Origin of the sequence: Polaromonas jejuensis NBRC 106434, assembly GCF_001598235.1 — a bacterium.
GTDB classification, from domain to species: domain Bacteria; phylum Pseudomonadota; class Gammaproteobacteria; order Burkholderiales; family Burkholderiaceae_C; genus Polaromonas; species Polaromonas jejuensis.
Genome location: NZ_BCYO01000002.1, coordinates 222,406 through 238,079, shown reverse-complemented (window position 1 = coordinate 238,079; position 15,674 = coordinate 222,406). Strand labels below are relative to the sequence as shown.

At 63.5% G+C, this 15,674-nt stretch carries 17 protein-coding genes; 12 read left to right on the top strand and 5 right to left on the bottom strand.

Features of this window, described 5'->3' with window-relative positions; translation table 11 throughout:
* Nucleotides 1-3: 3 nt before the first annotated feature.
* The 9 genes from PJE01S_RS03575 (at nucleotide 4) to PJE01S_RS03535 (ending at nucleotide 9,628) form a co-directional block, all read left to right on the top strand.
* The gene (locus PJE01S_RS03575; RefSeq protein ID WP_068831936.1) at nucleotides 4-936 is read left to right on the top strand and encodes a MurR/RpiR family transcriptional regulator; all 933 of its coding nucleotides are present in this window, start codon (nucleotides 4-6) and stop codon (nucleotides 934-936) included.
* A gap of 402 nt (nucleotides 937-1,338) precedes the next feature.
* Nucleotides 1,339-2,370, top strand: coding sequence for an extracellular solute-binding protein (locus PJE01S_RS03570; protein ID WP_084389333.1), 1,032 nt, complete (start codon nucleotides 1,339-1,341; stop codon nucleotides 2,368-2,370).
* Nucleotides 2,371-2,372: 2 nt separating this feature from the next.
* A complete protein-coding gene (locus PJE01S_RS03565) occupies nucleotides 2,373-3,215 on the top strand; it encodes an ABC transporter permease (protein WP_339374661.1) in 843 nt (280 codons plus the stop codon).
* Nucleotides 3,212-4,033, top strand: a complete 822-nt coding sequence (locus PJE01S_RS03560; RefSeq protein WP_068831759.1) for an ABC transporter permease — start codon at nucleotides 3,212-3,214, stop codon at nucleotides 4,031-4,033. Before PJE01S_RS03565 ends, PJE01S_RS03560 begins: the two co-directional genes overlap by 4 nt.
* Before the next feature lie 33 nt (nucleotides 4,034-4,066).
* Nucleotides 4,067-5,143 (top strand): ABC transporter ATP-binding protein, encoded by a 1,077-nt coding sequence (locus PJE01S_RS03555; protein ID WP_068831758.1) that lies wholly within the window; start codon nucleotides 4,067-4,069, stop codon nucleotides 5,141-5,143.
* Entirely contained in the window at nucleotides 5,140-6,663 is a 1,524-nt protein-coding gene (locus tag PJE01S_RS03550) for a M81 family metallopeptidase (protein WP_068831757.1), read from the top strand. Before PJE01S_RS03555 ends, PJE01S_RS03550 begins: the two co-directional genes overlap by 4 nt.
* 36 nt (nucleotides 6,664-6,699) lie before the next feature.
* Entirely contained in the window at nucleotides 6,700-7,608 is a 909-nt protein-coding gene (locus PJE01S_RS03545; protein WP_068831756.1) for a carbon-nitrogen hydrolase family protein, read from the top strand.
* Nucleotides 7,609-7,710: 102 nt separating this feature from the next.
* Nucleotides 7,711-9,051 carry an aspartate aminotransferase family protein gene (locus PJE01S_RS03540; protein ID WP_068831755.1) on the top strand — a complete coding sequence of 447 codons (1,341 nt, stop codon included), beginning with the start codon at nucleotides 7,711-7,713 and terminating at the stop codon, nucleotides 9,049-9,051.
* Between the two features lie 10 nt (nucleotides 9,052-9,061).
* Entirely contained in the window at nucleotides 9,062-9,628 is a 567-nt protein-coding gene (locus tag PJE01S_RS03535; protein ID WP_068831754.1) for a carboxymuconolactone decarboxylase family protein, read from the top strand.
* Between the two features lie 248 nt (nucleotides 9,629-9,876).
* Here the strand turns inward: PJE01S_RS03535 and PJE01S_RS03530 are convergent, their stop codons facing one another.
* The gene (locus tag PJE01S_RS03530; protein WP_068831753.1) at nucleotides 9,877-10,314 is read right to left on the bottom strand and encodes a universal stress protein; all 438 of its coding nucleotides are present in this window, start codon (nucleotides 10,312-10,314) and stop codon (nucleotides 9,877-9,879) included.
* Nucleotides 10,315-10,640: 326 nt separating this feature from the next.
* Here PJE01S_RS03530 and PJE01S_RS03525 point away from each other — a divergent pair, with 326 nt between their 5' ends.
* Both PJE01S_RS03525 and PJE01S_RS03520 read left to right on the top strand, forming a co-directional pair.
* Nucleotides 10,641-11,081 (top strand): Hsp20/alpha crystallin family protein, encoded by a 441-nt coding sequence (locus PJE01S_RS03525; protein ID WP_068831935.1) that lies wholly within the window; start codon nucleotides 10,641-10,643, stop codon nucleotides 11,079-11,081.
* A 39-nt stretch (nucleotides 11,082-11,120) separates the two neighbouring features.
* Nucleotides 11,121-11,591, top strand: a complete 471-nt coding sequence (locus PJE01S_RS03520) for an Hsp20/alpha crystallin family protein (RefSeq protein ID WP_084389332.1) — start codon at nucleotides 11,121-11,123, stop codon at nucleotides 11,589-11,591.
* Between the two features lie 293 nt (nucleotides 11,592-11,884).
* Here the strand turns inward: PJE01S_RS03520 and PJE01S_RS03515 are convergent, their stop codons facing one another.
* A complete protein-coding gene (locus PJE01S_RS03515) occupies nucleotides 11,885-12,109 on the bottom strand; it encodes a hypothetical protein (protein ID WP_068831752.1) in 225 nt (74 codons plus the stop codon).
* A gap of 208 nt (nucleotides 12,110-12,317) precedes the next feature.
* Nucleotides 12,318-12,764 carry a thioredoxin TrxC gene (gene trxC, locus PJE01S_RS03510; protein WP_068831751.1) on the bottom strand — a complete coding sequence of 149 codons (447 nt, stop codon included), beginning with the start codon at nucleotides 12,762-12,764 and terminating at the stop codon, nucleotides 12,318-12,320.
* Nucleotides 12,765-13,046: 282 nt separating this feature from the next.
* On the opposite strand from trxC, the gene PJE01S_RS03505 reads away from it, so the two are divergent.
* Complete coding sequence (locus PJE01S_RS03505; RefSeq protein WP_422630671.1) at nucleotides 13,047-13,631, top strand: DUF2242 domain-containing protein; 585 nt, start codon at nucleotides 13,047-13,049, stop codon at nucleotides 13,629-13,631.
* A 15-nt stretch (nucleotides 13,632-13,646) separates the two neighbouring features.
* On the opposite strand, the gene PJE01S_RS03500 is transcribed toward PJE01S_RS03505, so the two are convergent.
* Both PJE01S_RS03500 and PJE01S_RS03495 read right to left on the bottom strand, forming a co-directional pair.
* Nucleotides 13,647-14,219 carry a pseudouridine synthase gene (locus PJE01S_RS03500; protein ID WP_084389331.1) on the bottom strand — a complete coding sequence of 191 codons (573 nt, stop codon included), beginning with the start codon at nucleotides 14,217-14,219 and terminating at the stop codon, nucleotides 13,647-13,649.
* Nucleotides 14,209-15,606: a TAXI family TRAP transporter solute-binding subunit gene (locus PJE01S_RS03495; RefSeq protein WP_068831749.1), complete on the bottom strand. Its 1,398-nt coding sequence runs from the start codon at nucleotides 15,604-15,606 to the stop codon at nucleotides 14,209-14,211. The genes PJE01S_RS03500 and PJE01S_RS03495 overlap by 11 nt, the downstream gene beginning before the upstream one ends.
* Nucleotides 15,607-15,674: the final 68 nt, after the last annotated feature.

Sequence of the window (15,674 nt, the reverse complement as noted above, 5' to 3'; positions counted from 1 at the left end):
ACCATGTCACAGGCCATCCCGAGAAGCGTTGAAGAGCTGCGCGAGCTGACCGTGGGTATTGGCCGTGGGGAGGAAGGGGGCCTCGCCCTCGGCGGCAAGGCCCACACGGTGCTGGCAAAACTGGTGGAGCGCCCGGAAGAGGTGGCCGTCCGCTCGATCACCGAGCTGGCGGCCACACTCGGGGTCAGCCCCTCCACGCTGACCCGCCTGGCCACCCGGCTGGGTTATGCCGGATTTGTCGACTTTCAAAATGTCTTTCGCGACAGCCTGGCTGAACGCCATCGGCACTTCTACAGCCAGCAGGCCGAGCGCCTGGTGGCGGGCGCCTCGGCGCGGGCGCAGGGTGGCAACGGCGGGCGCAGCCCCGAGGTGGACACGGTGGTGCAGCTGGCCCGGGAGTCTATCAACAATGTCGAAGGTTTTCTGGCGCAGCTGTCGGCCAGTGAACTTCAGGGGGCGGCCAAGGCGCTGGCAGAAGCCCCCCGGGTTCGGATTCACGGCCTCAGGCAATTCAGTGCCCTGGCGAGTTTTTTGAGTTACGGGCTGGGCCTGATACGCGCCGATGTGGGGCTGCTGGATGCCCAGGGCTTGGGAATGGCCGAAGGCCTGGCCCAGCTTCAGCCCGGTGATGTGGTGATTGCAACAAGTGTTGCACCCTACACCCGCAGCGTGGTTGACGCGGCGCTGGCTGCCGCCAGGGCGGGGCTGGTCGTGATCGCCATCACCGACACCCGGGCATCGCCGCTGGTGCAGCCGGCGCAACACGCTTTCTTCATTCCGCATGAAAGCAGTTTCTTCAGCAACAGCATGGGGGCCTACCTCGTGTTTTGCGAGGGCCTGCTCAATCTGGTGGCGACCCATCTGGGTGCGAGCGCGCTGCAGGCCCTGGAGCGCCGCGAGCGCTTCATCACCGAACTGGAAATCGAAACCGGTTAAGCCCGCTCGACCAGGCTCTGTTGAGCGCAAAGAGCAAAGAAGCTGTGATCGGCGCCTGTACAAGGAGAGCCATGTCACCACATGCATGTTTGGAGGGCTCAAGTACCAGCGCCGAATTGCCAGCCACTTCAAGCCAATGCCTGTCTTCGCTGCGGCCCAGTTATGGCTGCGCTGAAACGTCAGCAAACCCCAGGGGAAAACCCTTGCTGCGCCAGTTTTGTGCGCAAAATATGGCGCGAACGTTGCAAATAAGTTGATGTTGGATCATTTGTTTCTTATACTGGCCTTTATGCGGCATCCGTTGCATGAAGAGACAAGGACAGGACCAGTGACGATTCCATTTGCGACAGCCGGGCGCCAAGGCTGAAGCATGTATCAACCTTGCAATTTAGGAGATTTCCAATGCGCTCTATCCGTTCATTTACCCGCCTAGCCTTGGCTTCGGCTGCGCTATCGTTATTGGCCGTACCGGCCGCCAATGCGCAGACTGTCAAGGAAATTCGCATGCTGGAGGCAGGCGGCGACTCCGGTGAGGCGGTGCAGGCCGCCTACATCGAGCCGTTCCAAAAGAAAACGGGCATCCGTGTCGTGCGAGAAAATCCCACCTCCCTCGGCAAACTCAAGGCCATGGTGGCGTCCAAGAACATCACGACGCCTATCGTGCTGGTGCCACGCAGTTGGCTGGTGCAAGCCAAGACCGAGAACCTGCTCGAACCGCTGGACTGGGCCGCCATCGCTCCGCAGCCGATCACCGCCGAGGCCAAGGATTCGCACGCCATCGGTTGGTCGTACTTTTCCAACGTGATGGCGTGGCGCAGCGACGTCAAGGCGCCCAAGACCTGGGCTGACTTCTGGAATGTGGCCGACTTCCCGGGCAAACGCAGCCTGATAGATGACCCCTCCGTGATGCTGCCTGTGGCCCTGCTGGCCGATGGTGTGCCAATGGACAAGCTGTTCCCGCTGGACATCGATCGCGCATTCCGCAGTCTGGCGAAGATTCGCCCGCATGTATCGGTGTGGTGGACAGCGGGCTCGCAGCCACCGCAGTTGCTTCAGGATAAGGAAGTGGCTTACGCAATGACTTATTCGGGTCGGGTCTATGGCAAACCGGGCATTTCAATGACTTACAACCAGGGCATCCTGGACCTGTCGTACTTCGGCGTGCCGAGGGGCGCGACGCCGGAGCAAAAGATGGCCGCCATGCAGTTTTTCCATGAGCTGACCGTGCCGGAGAATCAGGTGGTGGCGATGGCCCGCATCCCTTATTCCGGCGCCAGCGCGAACCTTGACAAGGTGCTGGCCGCCGACAAGGCCGCGCTGTATCCCACCACGGCTGGCAACGCCAAGTTGCAGTTCATGAACGACATAGAGGGCTGGAAAGTCATCGCACCGAAGGTCGAGAAGCGCTGGCAACAATTCAAGCTGGGCATGTGAGCATGAGCACGCGGGGGTCGCGCTTGCAGAGGATGGGCTATTTGCTGCCGCTGCTGGTCTTTGTTGTCGTCGTCTTCGACCTGCCCGTGCTGCGGATGCTGTCGCTCAGCTTTCAAAGCGATGCAGGCGTGTGGGGTGCCTATCAGGAACTGTTCTCCAGCTCTGCCTACCTGCTGGTCATACTCAATACCTTCAAGATGGCACTGGCGACGGCCTTGGCCTGCGGCGTCTTTGGTTACGTACTTGCGTACTGGATCTATACGTTGCAGGCGGCGCGGCTGCGCACAGCCGTCCTGGCGCTGGTAGGGCTGTCGTTCTGGATCAGCATTCTGGTGCGCACCTATGCATGGATTGTCGTGCTCGGCAACAACGGCATCGTCAACCGGCTGCTGCTGGATCTGGGTCTCGTCGAAAGTCCACTGCCGTTGATCTACAACGAGCTCGGCGTCCTGGTCGGCACGGTGAACCTGTTGCTGCCGCTGGTGGTGCTGCCACTGTATGCAAATATGAGTGGCGTCGACCGCCGCCTGACTCAAGCCGCACGCTCGCTCGGGGCCGGCGAGGCGCGCGTGTTCTGGACGGTGTTTTTTCCGCTGACCCTGCCCGCGCTGCTGGCGGGCACCATGCTGGTTTTCATCCTGACACTCGGATTCCTCGTGACGCCGGCCATCCTGGGCGGCAACCGGGTACCGATGATCGCTACCGTACTCGACAGTCTGATCAATGTCCTGTCCGATTGGCAGTTGGCCGCAGCGCTCTCGTCTATTTTGCTGCTGATGACGCTGGGGTTCTACATGGTGCACAAGCAACTGACTAGCGCTTCGCAAGCAGGAGGACGCGCATGAGTGCCAAGCCTGATACGGGTCGCTTTGCGCGTTTTCTGTTGGGAGCTGCCGGCGCGCTGGTGTTGCTGTTCCTTTGTACGCCTATCCTCATCGTCGTGCCGATGTCGTTCTCCGATCGCAGCGCGCTGCAGTTTCCACCCCAGGGATTCTCGCTGCGATGGTACGAGGCGTTTTTGTCGACGCCAGTATGGATCGAGGCCTTGCTCACCTCCCTGAAACTGGCGCTGTGCTCCAGCGTCATTGCGCTGGTGCTGGGCTCGCTGGCGGCCTATGGCCTGGCCAGAAGCCGGCTCAAGGGCGGTGCCTGGCTGGATGCGAACTTCATGGCCCCGATGATCATTCCTCACATCATCAGCGCCATCGCTTTGTATTTCGCCTTCGCGGCGCTTGGCCTTCTCGGCACCTTTACCGGGCTGGTCATCGGCCACGCTCTCGTGGCCACTCCGTATGTGATCAGCGTTGTGGGCGTGGCCGTGCGGGCACTGGACGTGCGAATCGAACAAAGCGCACGCAGCCTGGGCGCAACATGGCCGCGGGTGCTCGCGTCTATCGTAATTCCCAACGTCTATCCGTCACTGTTGGTGGCCTGGATTTTTGCGTTCATCGTGAGCTTCGACGAGGTAGTGATCACCTACTTCCTGGCGGGGAGCTACGTGACGATACCGAAGAAGATGTTTAACGACCTGTCGCAGCAGCTTGACCCGACGATCACCGCGGTCGCCACGATCCTGATTGTTGGCAGCGTTTTGCTGATGCTGGTTGTGGCCAGGCTGTCGGGTGGTGCTCTGGGTGGCATAGCACACGGTGACAAGCGCTGACCAACAACGTGCAACCGAAAAAGGAACTATTTCATGGCCAGCATTGAAATCCGGGCAATCACGAAGCGCTTCGGCGCCGTGACTGCGCTCGACAACATCGACCTGCATGTGCGCGAAGGCGAATTCCTGACCTTGCTCGGGCCCAGCGGTTCCGGCAAGACCACCTTGCTGACCATGATTGCAGGGCTCGACAGCCCCGACCAAGGCCACATCGTGATTGGCAATCAGGACGTGACTTATCTACCGACCTCCAGCCGTAATATCGGCCTGGTATTCCAGAGTTACGCGCTGTTTCCGCACATGACGGTCTACGACAACGTGGCATTTCCACTGCGTGTGCGTGGCAAGTCGGCCGATGCGATAGAGCGCGAGGTCACAAAGGCATTGGCAACCGTCAAGCTGGAAGGGTTCGCGCAGCGCAAGCCGGCGCAGCTTTCTGGCGGCCAGCAACAGCGTGTTGCGCTGGCACGCGCCGTCGTGTTCAAGCCCTCCATTTTGCTGCTCGACGAACCCCTGGGGGCGCTCGACAAAAACCTGCGTGAAGACCTGCAGTTCGAGTTGCGCCAGTTGCACAAGACGCTGGGTATCACAACCGTCATGGTGACGCATGACCAGGAAGAGGCCATGTCGCTGTCGGACCGCATCGCGGTCTTCAATGCCGGGCGCATCGAACAAGTTGGCGCGCCCGAGCATATCTACCGCAATCCAGCGAGTCCGTTTGTCGCCAACTTCTTTGGCATCGGCAACCTGCTGCAAGGCAGCGTGGCACAAGGTAACGGCACGGCGCACTTTGAGTCGCACGATGGCTTGAAGTTGCCACTGCCTGCGCAAGTCCCGGCTGCGGCAAAGAGCCCGATCAAGGTCATGTTGCGCTCGGAATCGATCCGCTTGAGTCCACCGGGGCCGGGCGACCTCATGACCGGCGAAGTGATAGGCCGCGTGTACCTCGGCTCGACCGTCCGCTACCGCGTGCGCCTGCCGGGTGGCCAAGTACTGGCCGTGCAATCCAGCAGCAGCGACGGAACCTTCAAGGAGAACGACCGCGTCGCTTTGGCATGGGCGAGCAGCGACATGCGTGTGCTGGGCGCCACGGTGCAGGAGGCTGCATGAGCAAGGCGATTGCGAACACCCCGAAACCCAGGACGCTGCGCTTGGCCATCGCAGGGTTTCATCTTGAGTCGGTGAGTTTTTTGCCGGTGATGTCCACCTACGCCGACTTTGAACGTACCGCGCAGCGCGGCGAGGCCATCCTCGATCAGCGGCGTGGCACCAATGATGTGATGGGCGGATTCATAGAGGTGTGCGAGCAGGCCAACGTCGACATGCTGCCCATCGTGAATGCGGTGCTCGGCGCGCTTGGCCCTGCCACCGATGAGGCCGTGGAGCGCTATGCCGACGAGATCGCCGGAGCCATTGCCGCGCAGGCCGACAGTCTCGATGGTGTGCTGCTGTTCCTGCATGGTGCATCGTGGGCGCCCTCGTATCACGATGTTGAGCGCCACATCATCGACAAGGTGCGCATCGTGCTTGGGCCGGACAAGCCATTGATGGTTGCCTTTGACTACCACGGCAACCTGGATGGTCGCACCATTGCCGGCGCCACCGCCGCGTTCGCGTACCACAAGTCGCCGCACACCGACATGGCACAGACCGGCCGGCGCGCGGCGCAGTGCATGCTCAAGACGCTGCGCAGTGAGATCGCGCCAGTCTGGGCGATCGCCAAACCCGGGGTGCTGGTGCCCAGCATTTTCAGCGCCACTGCCTTGCGGCCGCTGGCCGACATTATTGAGCGGGCCCGTGCGATCGAAGCGCAAAGCGATGGCTATCTGGACATTTCGATCCTGGCCGGATTCTCGTACGCCGATGCACACAACACCGGCTTTTCAGTTCTGTGCGTGGGCGATGGCGACCCGCAGCGCGCCCAGGCGATCGCCGACGAGTTGGCGGCAAACATCTGGGAACAGCGGCACGCACTGTACCGGCCGCTGGAAGTGTTCTCAGTCGGCAATGCGATCGATCACGTGCAGCAGGGGGTGCGGAACGCAGGCAAGCCTTATGTCCTGCTTGAGCACGCCGACCGCATGAATGATTCCACTTACGTCCTGGCTGAACTGCTCAATCGCGGGGTGCAGCGCGCGGCTGTGCCATTTCTGTGGGACTCGGCGGCGGCCCGCAAGGCCTTTGAGGCCGGTGTGGGCAGCACCGTTGAGTTGAGGCTGGGGGGGCACAGTTCCGACAGAGCCGGCCCCGAGGTTCGGGTCAGCGCACGCGTGCTGTGGGCCGGCAGCAAGACATACCGCGTGTCCGGCACCTATCAACAAGGCGTACCGGTCAATCTGGGCCTGACGGCACTGCTCGACGTGAACGGAATCTCGATCAGCGTTGTCAGCGAGTTTGCCTTCGCGGTTGATGGCGATCCGTTCTACATCTTCGGACTGCGCCCGGAGGACTTCGACATCATTGTCCTGCGTTCGAAGACGCATTTCCGTCATTTCTACGAACCACTCGCGCAAGAAATCGTGATCGTCGACACCCCCGATCACGGCCCGGCCGACCTGACCGTGCTGCCCTATCGCCATCTGGACACAAAACGGGCGTTTCCGTTCGTTGATGCCTTGCCTTCGGCCTGAAATTCAACACCCAACAATGGAATGAAGCGAGGAGATATGGACATACACCCATCCACAGTCAACGCAAGCCTGGTTCAGTTTGACGCCCGGGTTCTAGATCCCCAGTTGAACCTCGAGCGTATGCGGGCCCTGGCGGTGGCACAGGCTGCGGCGGGTGCCCAGTTGATCGTATTTCCAGAGCTGTCCAACACCGGTTACGTCGAGCCGCTCGAGCCTGGAGCAGCATTTAGCGAAGCGTCGGGCGGAGCGCACGACTACGCGTTGCGTCTGTACCAGGCGGCAGAACCTGAAGGCGGTCCCTTCACTGAGATGTTGTGCTGCGTGGCGCGGGAGCATGGCGTACACGTTGTGGCCGGCTTGGCCTTGCGCCACCCGGTACTGTCAGGCGCGATGTACAACGCCTCGATCCTGGTCGGCCCGCAGGGGGTGCTGGGCGTGTATCACAAGATCCATCGCTGGCATCTGGAGAAGCTGTATTTCATTGCTGGCGACACGATCTCGGTCCAGCAAACGCCATTCGGACGTATCGGCATGCAGGTCTGCTACGACATCCGCTTCCCTGAACTGACGCGTGCGCTGATGCTGCAGGGCGCGGATATCGTCACCAACGTCTGGGCCTCGTTCAGGCAGCAAGACAAGCCGCTGGAAGATGAGCAAATTTTCACCCACCGGGCCTATACGCGTGCGATCGAGAACGGCGTGTTCTTTCTCAGCTGTAACCGTGCCGGCCGGCAGGGCAACTGCCGTTTCATGGGCCGCAGCCTGATTGTTGCCCCTGACGGCAAGGTGCTGGCCGAGTCGCGCACGGAGGAGGAAGAGGTGATCCAGGCCGAGTTGGACCTGAGCGCCGTTGCGCGCTACCGCAGCTTCGTCGGCCTGCTCACAGACCGTCGCCCAGATGTCTATGCCCGCCATGGCGCAGCGCCTCCCCTCGGCGCAAGCTGAGAGGCCTTGTCCCACGGCTTTGGTTTGGCTGCTTGATACGCCGACCCATTTCGACCTGACGCTATTTCTACGTGTTCCCTACTTGTTGACAGGAAATCTCCAATGAGCCACATCATTCACCGCTCCCTGCAATCCACGCCGCTGACGGCTGTCGGTGCCAGGGGCATTCACATCATGGATGCCCAGGGCAAGGCCTACATCGACGCCAGCGGCGGCGCCGCTGTCTCCTGCCTGGGCCATGCGCACCCCGATGTGCTGGCCGCCATGCATGCCCAGACCGACAAGCTGGCCTATGCCCACACCAGCTTCTTCACCAGCGAAGCCTCGGAAGAGCTGGCCAGCCACCTGGCCGCGCATGCGCCCAGGGGCATGGACAAGGTTTATTTCACCTCCGGCGGTTCCGAGTCGGTCGAGGCCGCGCTCAAGCTGGCGCGCCAGTATTTCGTCGAGATCGGCCAGCCCGAGCGCACGCTGTTTGTGGCGCGCGGCCAGAGCTACCACGGCAACACGCTGGGCGCGCTGGCCGTGGGTGGCAACGAATGGCGGCGCCGCCAGTTTGCGCCGCTGCTCATGGACGTGGGCCGTGTTTCGCCCTGCTACGAATACCGCGGCCGCCAGGACGGCGAGAGCCAGGACGCCTACACCCAGCGCCTGCTGCAGGAACTGGACGCCAAGTTTCAGGAAATCGGCCCCCAGCGCGTGATTGCCTTCGTGGCCGAGCCCGTGGTGGGCGCCACCCTGGGCGCCGTGCCGCCCACGCCCGGCTACTTCAAGGGCGTGCGTGAACTCTGCGACCGCTACGGCATTCTCTTCATTGCCGACGAAGTGATGTGCGGCATGGGCCGCACCGGCACGCTGCATGCGGTGGAGCAGGAGGGCGTGGTGCCCGACCTGATGACGATTGCCAAAGGCCTGGGCGGCGGCTACCAGCCCATAGGCGCGGTGCTGGTACGCGCCGAAATCATCGAGGCCATTCGCCAGGGCAGCGGCCTGTTCCAGCATGGCCACACCTACATTGGCCACCCCATGGCCACGGCGGCTGCACTGGCGGTGCAAAAAGTCATTCAGCGCGACCAACTGATGCCGCAAGTCCGGTCGCGCGGGGCCTACCTGATGCGCGCCCTGCAGGCGAAGTTTGGCCAGCATCCCCATGTGGGCGACATTCGCGGCCGCGGCCTGTTCTGCGGCATCGAGCTGGTGCGCGACCGGGCCAGCAAGGCCACCTTTGACCCCGAGCTCAAGCTGCACGCCAGGATCAAGGCCCAGGCGCTGGCCAACGGTCTGCTGGTCTATCCCATGGGCGGCACGGTCGATGGGCGCCATGGCGACCACGTTCTGCTGGCGCCACCCTTCATCGTCAGCGAGGCCGACGTGGACCAGATCGTCAACCGGCTGGCCACCTCGATTGCCCAGGTGTTGGCCGCGGCCGGCGTGGCGAACTGAGGGGCCGCGCATGAGTGTTGACCGCCTCCCTCCCTTGCCGCCGGAAACCTGGACCGACGAGCAGCGCGAGCATGCCGACGAAATCATCCGTGGCCCGCGCGGCGCGCTGATTTCGCCCTTTGTGCCGCTGCTGCGCAGCCCCGAACTGATGACCCATGCCCAGCGCATGGGCGAGTACCTGCGCTACCGCAATGCGCTGGGGCTGCGCTTGTCCGAACTGGCGATCTTGATCACGGCGCGCCACTGGACCCAGCAGGTCGAGTGGGCCATCCATGCGCCGATTGCCGAACGCGAAGGCGTGGCCAAGGCCACCATAGCGGCCATTGCCGAGGGCCAGCGGCCGCCGGCCATGCCCGCCGACGAGGGCGTGGTGTACGACTTCTGCACCGAGCTGCACCGCGATCAGCAGGTCTCCGATACGACCTGGGCCGCCGCCACCGAGCGCTTCGGCGACAAGGGCGCGATTGACCTGATAGGCATCAATGGCTATTACGCCTTTCTCTCCATGGTGATGAACGCCGCCCGCACGGCGGTGCCGGCGTCGAGCGCGAGCCCGCTGCCTGTTCTTGACAAATAGGCTTAACCCGCAGGGTGCCGGGGAGGTGGCCGCTTGTTGGTCATGAAATTGGACGCCAGTCCTAGCAGGGTCAGCCCAGGATGCTATAAAAACTATAGCTAGTGACGGCGGGCCGGTATTGTTCACGGTGCCAGCCGTCCTGATCAATTCATGGGCAGCCTGTGCAAAGCCAGCAGGGACGGGGCTTTGCGGAGTTGTTGGGCGGCTTATCCACAGACTGGCCCACAGGAACTGGGGGTAAGCGCGGTTTAATGAAATACCAGCACAGCCTTTTGGGTATGGGTCAACACTTTCTGCGTCTCGCTGCCCATCAGCAAACCGCTCACGCCTTTGCGGCCATGCGAGGCCATGGCGATCAGGTCGCAGCCCTTGTCCTCGGCCACCTTGATGATGGCTTCATACGGATGGTCGCCGACCAGCGTGAGCGTCTCGCAGGCCACGCCGGCCTCTTCGGCCGCGCGTTCTATCGTCGCCAGGAACTTGGCGGCCTGCACCTTGCTTTCCTTGGCGTATTGCTCCCTGGTGTCCTCCAGCATCTCGGTCTGGTAGGTGAACACGTGGAATTCCGGGATCACATGTACGCCGGTGACCCTGGCATGCGTCTGCTTGGCAAACTCGATGGCGTTTTGAATCGCGAATTCGGACGCAGGGGAGCCATCGGTTGGCAATAAAAGATGTGTAAACATATTTCCTCCAGGAGCTTGCTCCACAGGCTCGGAGAGGGCTCCCCGACGGGAAGCGATGCCACTTCAAGTGTGACACGATGAACGCTGCTGGTCCACATCAATCCAACATCCATTGAACAACGCCGCGCGTCCGCCGCACGCTTGAATCCTGTCGATCCGGCGGCTCTTGAAATCTGTCTGCCCGCTAATAAGTAAATGTTTTCAGGGGTGGCCGGGCCCCCCCTCGGCCATGGTTTTTCCCAAGGCTGGCGCGTGGCGCCAGCCGGCAACAGAACCCTGGATCTGTTGGCCCCTTCATGATTTTCCAGGGAAAGGAGATGCGCATCATGAATGGAACTCTGGACCTCTATGGCGAGCTGTTCGGCGAGCTCAATCGCCTGCAGCAAAGTTTTGAGCAGGCCTTCCGTCCGGGCAGCAGCCTTCGCGCCCTGTCGCGCCGCAGCTTCCCGGCGATCAACGTCGGCAGCACCGCCGGTGCCATTGAAGTGCTGGCACTGGTGCCGGGGCTTGACCCGGCCGAGCTGCAGATCACCATCGACAAGGGCCTGCTGGTCATTGCCGGCGAGCGCAAGGACGATGCCCCCGCGGGCGGCGACAACACCGCCGTGTACGCGCAGGAACGCTTCAAGGGGAGCTTTCGCCGCGTGATTTCCCTGCCCGAAGATGCCGACCCGGCCAGGATAGAAGCCAGCTGCCGCGACGGCGTGCTGCGGGTGACCGTGGCCCGGCGCGAGGCCTCCCGGCCGCGCCAGATCAGCGTCAACTAAAGCCCATTTTTTTCAAGAAATGCAAGAAAGGAGCATGCCATGCAGCATCGCCATCAAGTAAGTCGCGGCACGCCGAGCGGCCGCGATGTCAAGGATGTCAGCACGCCTGAGGGCAGCCGCGAAACCACCGGCCAGGGCGGTGAGCTCCTGGCCGGCGGGACGGAGTCCTCCCAGTCCGGCATTACGACCCTTCCCGCTGTGGACATTTTTGAAGACGAGGCGGGGATTACCGTGATCGCCGACATGCCGGGCGTGTCCAAGGAGCGGCTGGGCGTGCGCGTCAGCGGCGACAGCCTGGTGATTGAAGGCACGGCCTCGGTGCCCGTGGCGGGCGACGTGGAACTCATCTACGGTGAAGTCCAGAACCCGCAGTACCGGCGCAGCTTCACCCTCAGCCATGAACTGGACCCGGGCAAGATAGCTGCCCGGCTGGTCAACGGCGTACTCACGCTGACCATTCCCAAGGCAGAAGAAGCCAAGCCGCGCCGCATCACCGTGAGCGTGGCTTAAGTGGCTCAGGCGGCGCCAGCGCGCCCATCGGCCAGCGCAGCGGCAATCGGCGCTGCGCTGGCCCGCGGCCCCGGCGCTGACTGTTTGCTGCGCACCGGCTGTCAGGCCAGAACTGGCGCGGGTTTTTCGTCTTGTTCACACTTTTATCCACAGGGTGACCCACAGGAACTGGGGGTAAAGCTGTGGGTGAACCCCATGCGAAATAGAGGGGGGGCTGGGCCAGCAGCGGGTGTCGCACCCCAGCTGCCGATTTAGGCATTCAATTGGCCGTTAGCGCTTGCTGGCTATGCGTTTCAAGCTATTGAAAACATAGCATTTTGAGGGGCAAGCCAAACCGGCAGGGCTTGGCGCGGGCCGCCTGATGCGGAAAACCCTTGGGCCACGAATTCCATTTCGCGCAGCCACTTATCCAGATATTCGGCAAACCCGCCATGGCCTTCCGTGTTGGCGTAAATCGGGCCTGAACGCGGCTCGGTGCGCGACAGTACATGGGACCATTTCCCGGCAAGCAACGCCATCCCGGTGTCCTGGCTACCTGGCATACGCCTCGTGGTCTTTCGGTGCGCCCCGCGGGCTGCCCAAACATTGAGCAGGGTCTGCAAACCCAATGCCGGCGTGCGTTTTCGGGCTTGTTCAGGGGCTTATCAACAGGGTGGTTCACAGGGCGCGGGCATAAGTGCCCAACCCGGCTGGGGCGGGGCCGGTCGGCTTCAGCCAGGGCCCGATTCAGCGCCCCTGGCGCAAATGCGACTGCACCCACCGCACGATGTCCGCCGCCCCCATGGCGCCGGGCTGGCGCGCCACCTCGCGGCCGTTCACAAACAGCGCCAGCGTGGGAATGCTGCGAATGTTGAAACGCGCGCCCAGGCTGGGCACGGCCTCGGTGTCCACCTTGGCCAGGCGCACTTGCGGCTCCAGCTGCGCCGCCGCCTGCTCGTAAGCCGGCGCCATCTGGCGGCAGGGGCCGCACCAGGGCGCCCAGAAATCGACCAGCACCGGAATCTGGTTGCGGGCGATGTGCTTGTCAAACGCCGCCTCGTCAAGCGCGACGGAGTGCGCCTCAAACAGCGCCTTTTTGCAGCTGCCGCAGGTCGGCTCACTGCCGAGCTGGTCGGCGCGGACGCGGTTGGTGGTGTGGCAGTGCGGGCAGACGATGTGGAGTAGGGCGGTCATAGGTCCTTATTCTGGGGCCGCCGCCGGGCATTTCAAGCGCGGTCTGAACGCCAGCGGCCTTTGCGCCGCCCCGAAAACGGCGCGGCCATTCCCGGCCACGGGGCCGGGGCCCGTGGGGCGCTGAGATAATCGGAGCCGCACTTCACCGCGTCGCCGCCGGCCTATGCAACTTTGCCCGGCCACTGCGATCAAGCCATGGGGGCGCAGGCTGCGGCTCCCGGCGTTGCGGGTGTTGCATGCCAAGCGAAAAAAGATTTTTGATGCCTGAAGGAGTGCCTGGCTTTGAAGTTGTCCTGGATACGTGATCGATCAACCGTCTGGCCTTTGGCGCGCCTCGGCCTGGCGGGGCTCTTGGGCCTGTCGGGCCTGCTGGCAGGCTGCGGGTCCGGCGTGAAGGCCTTTCCCCTGCAGGAAAAATTCGGTTCCACCGCGACCTACTCCCGGCTCTTCGACGCGACCCCCGCGCAAACCTGCGAGGCCGCCAGGCGCGCCCTGCTGAGCCAGGGCTACATCATCAACACCGCTCGGGCGGATCTGGTGGAGGGCCAGAAAAGCTTTCAGCCCGAGGCCGAGTCGCACCTGCAGATGGTGATACGGGTGGTGTGCGCACCGGAAAATGCCAGCGGAAGCATCAGCCTGGGTTTCGTCACCGCCCTGCAGGACAGCTACGCCCTGAAAAAGAGCAACAACTCGGCCAGCCTGGGCGTGGGCGCGATTGGCTCGGTCTCGCTGCCATTTACCTCGGGCAATGATTCCATGGTCAAGGTGAGCAGCGAAACCATCGCCTCCGATGCGTTTTATGACAGCTTCTTCGACCTGGTGAAGCGCTACCTGGTGGGGGATGAGCCGACGGACCAGGCCCCCTGAGCCCGGGCTGGCGTTTCAGGCGCCCATGTCGGCATCGCGCCAGCTTCCCGGTGCGAGCCCGTCCAGCGAGTAGGGGCCTATGGCGGCGCGTATCAGCCGCAGGGTGGGAAAGCCCACGGCCGCCGTCATGCGCCGCACCTGGCGGTTGCGGCCCTCGCGAATGCCCAGCTCCAGCCAGGCGGTGGGAATGGCGGCGCGCAACCGAATCGGCGGCTCCCGCTCCCAGAGCGCGGGCGGCGGCGCCATCAACCGGGCGCGGGCCGGGCGGGTCGGGCCGTCGTTGAGCTGCACGCCCTGGCGCAGGGCCTGCAGCGCGGCCTCGCCAGGCTCGCCTTCCACCTGGACCCAGTAGGTCTTTTCCATCTTGAAGCGCGGGTCGGCAATGCGGGCCTGCAGCTGGCCGTCGCTGGTCAGCAGCAATAGGCCTTCGCTGTCCGCATCCAGCCGCCCGGCCACATAGACGCCGGGGATGGCGATGAAGTCCTTCAGCCCGCGCCAGCGCCCTTCAGGTGTGAACTGGCTGAGCACGCCGTAGGGCTTGTTAAAGCAAATCAGTCGGGGCAGGCTGGAGGCGGGGTCAGGGTTCATGGCGGGGGAGCATAGCACCCGCTATTCGGCCCTCCTGCGGCTTGCCTGGGGCTTTTTGCAGTTCGCCGCTATGGGCCTGCAACTGCCGGCGCACATAGTCCACATGCTGGCGCAAGGTGTAGACCCGGTCTGAAAAGTCCAGCGAAAACTTCATGTGGCTCACGTCGTTTTCAATCTGGTCGAGCTGGGCCGTGGCCAGCGCGATCTCGTCCGCGCTGAGCTGGCGCGACTGGATGTCGCGCTCCATCTCCAGCAGCGCGCCGTAGCGGCGGTAAAGCCGGCTTTTTTCGCGGAACTCGAACAGGATGGGCACCACCCTGAACAGCGGCACCGCAATCGCCACCAGCGGCACCAACACCAGCAGCAGGCGCTGCAGCGCATTGGCCGCCCAGTAGGGCAGGTAACGCTGCAAAAACGGCCGGCCGTCCTTGTAATAGCGCACCGCCTCGTCGGCCAGCGGGTAGTCCGTGGCGCGCGGGTGGGGAAACTCGCCCGGCTTGTTCAGCAGCGTGCCGCCCCGGTGGATGTCGTGCGCCGCCTCCAGCAGCAGGTAGCTCAAGGCCGGGTGCAGGTCCTGCTGAACCACCAGGTTGGCCGTGGTGGTCAGCAGCGTGATGTCTTCGCGCGGCAGGTCCTGGGCCGGGTCCACCGAGCCGGCCTTGAGCGTGACCAGCGACAGGTAGGGCAGGCGCCGCGTCAGCCCCTCGGCATGCGCCAGCGACACCAGTTGCACCCCGGGCTGCGCCAGCAGCAATTCCACGGCGGGCGTTTGTGGCGCGCCAATCAGTATCAGCGCGTCCAGTTTTTGGGCGATCAAATCCTTGGCCGCCAGGAGGCCGCCCTCGGCAACGAGCGTGGCATTGGCCGCCGTCACGCCGTAGTTCTGCAGCACCTCCAGCGCCACCTTGCGCGTGCCGCTGCCCTCGACGCCAATCGCCACCTTCTTGCCGGCCAGCGGGCCCAGGCCTTTGGCCAGCGGCCTGGCCAGCGCGGCGGAGGTGAAGAGCCACACCGGCTCGTAACCGATCACGCCCAGCGAACGCAGCGGTGTCCCGGCATCGGCATCCGCCGGGTCCAGCGCCAGTTGGCCCAGCCCGCCCTGCATAAAGCCGATGGACGTGCCGGCGTGGAGCCGCTCCAGGTTTTGCACCGCGCCGCTCGAGGGCAGGAGCTTGAGGCTCACGCCGTTGGCCTTGAGGTAGCTTTGGTACCTGAGCGCAAACTGGTGCACCGCCCCATCGACCGCGCCGGTCGTCATCTCCGCCTGGCGCGGCGGTGCGGGGCTGATGGAGCGCGACAGCATAGAGAGCGCCACCGCCAGCCCGGCAATGACGGCCACGGTGAGCAGCAGGGTTTGCTTGCGGGTCAGGGAGGGGATGAGGCGCATGGCGCAGAGTCTAACCAGAGTGGTGGGGTCTCAACGGTTCTCTGGGCTCTCTGGGTCGCTTGGGGGCG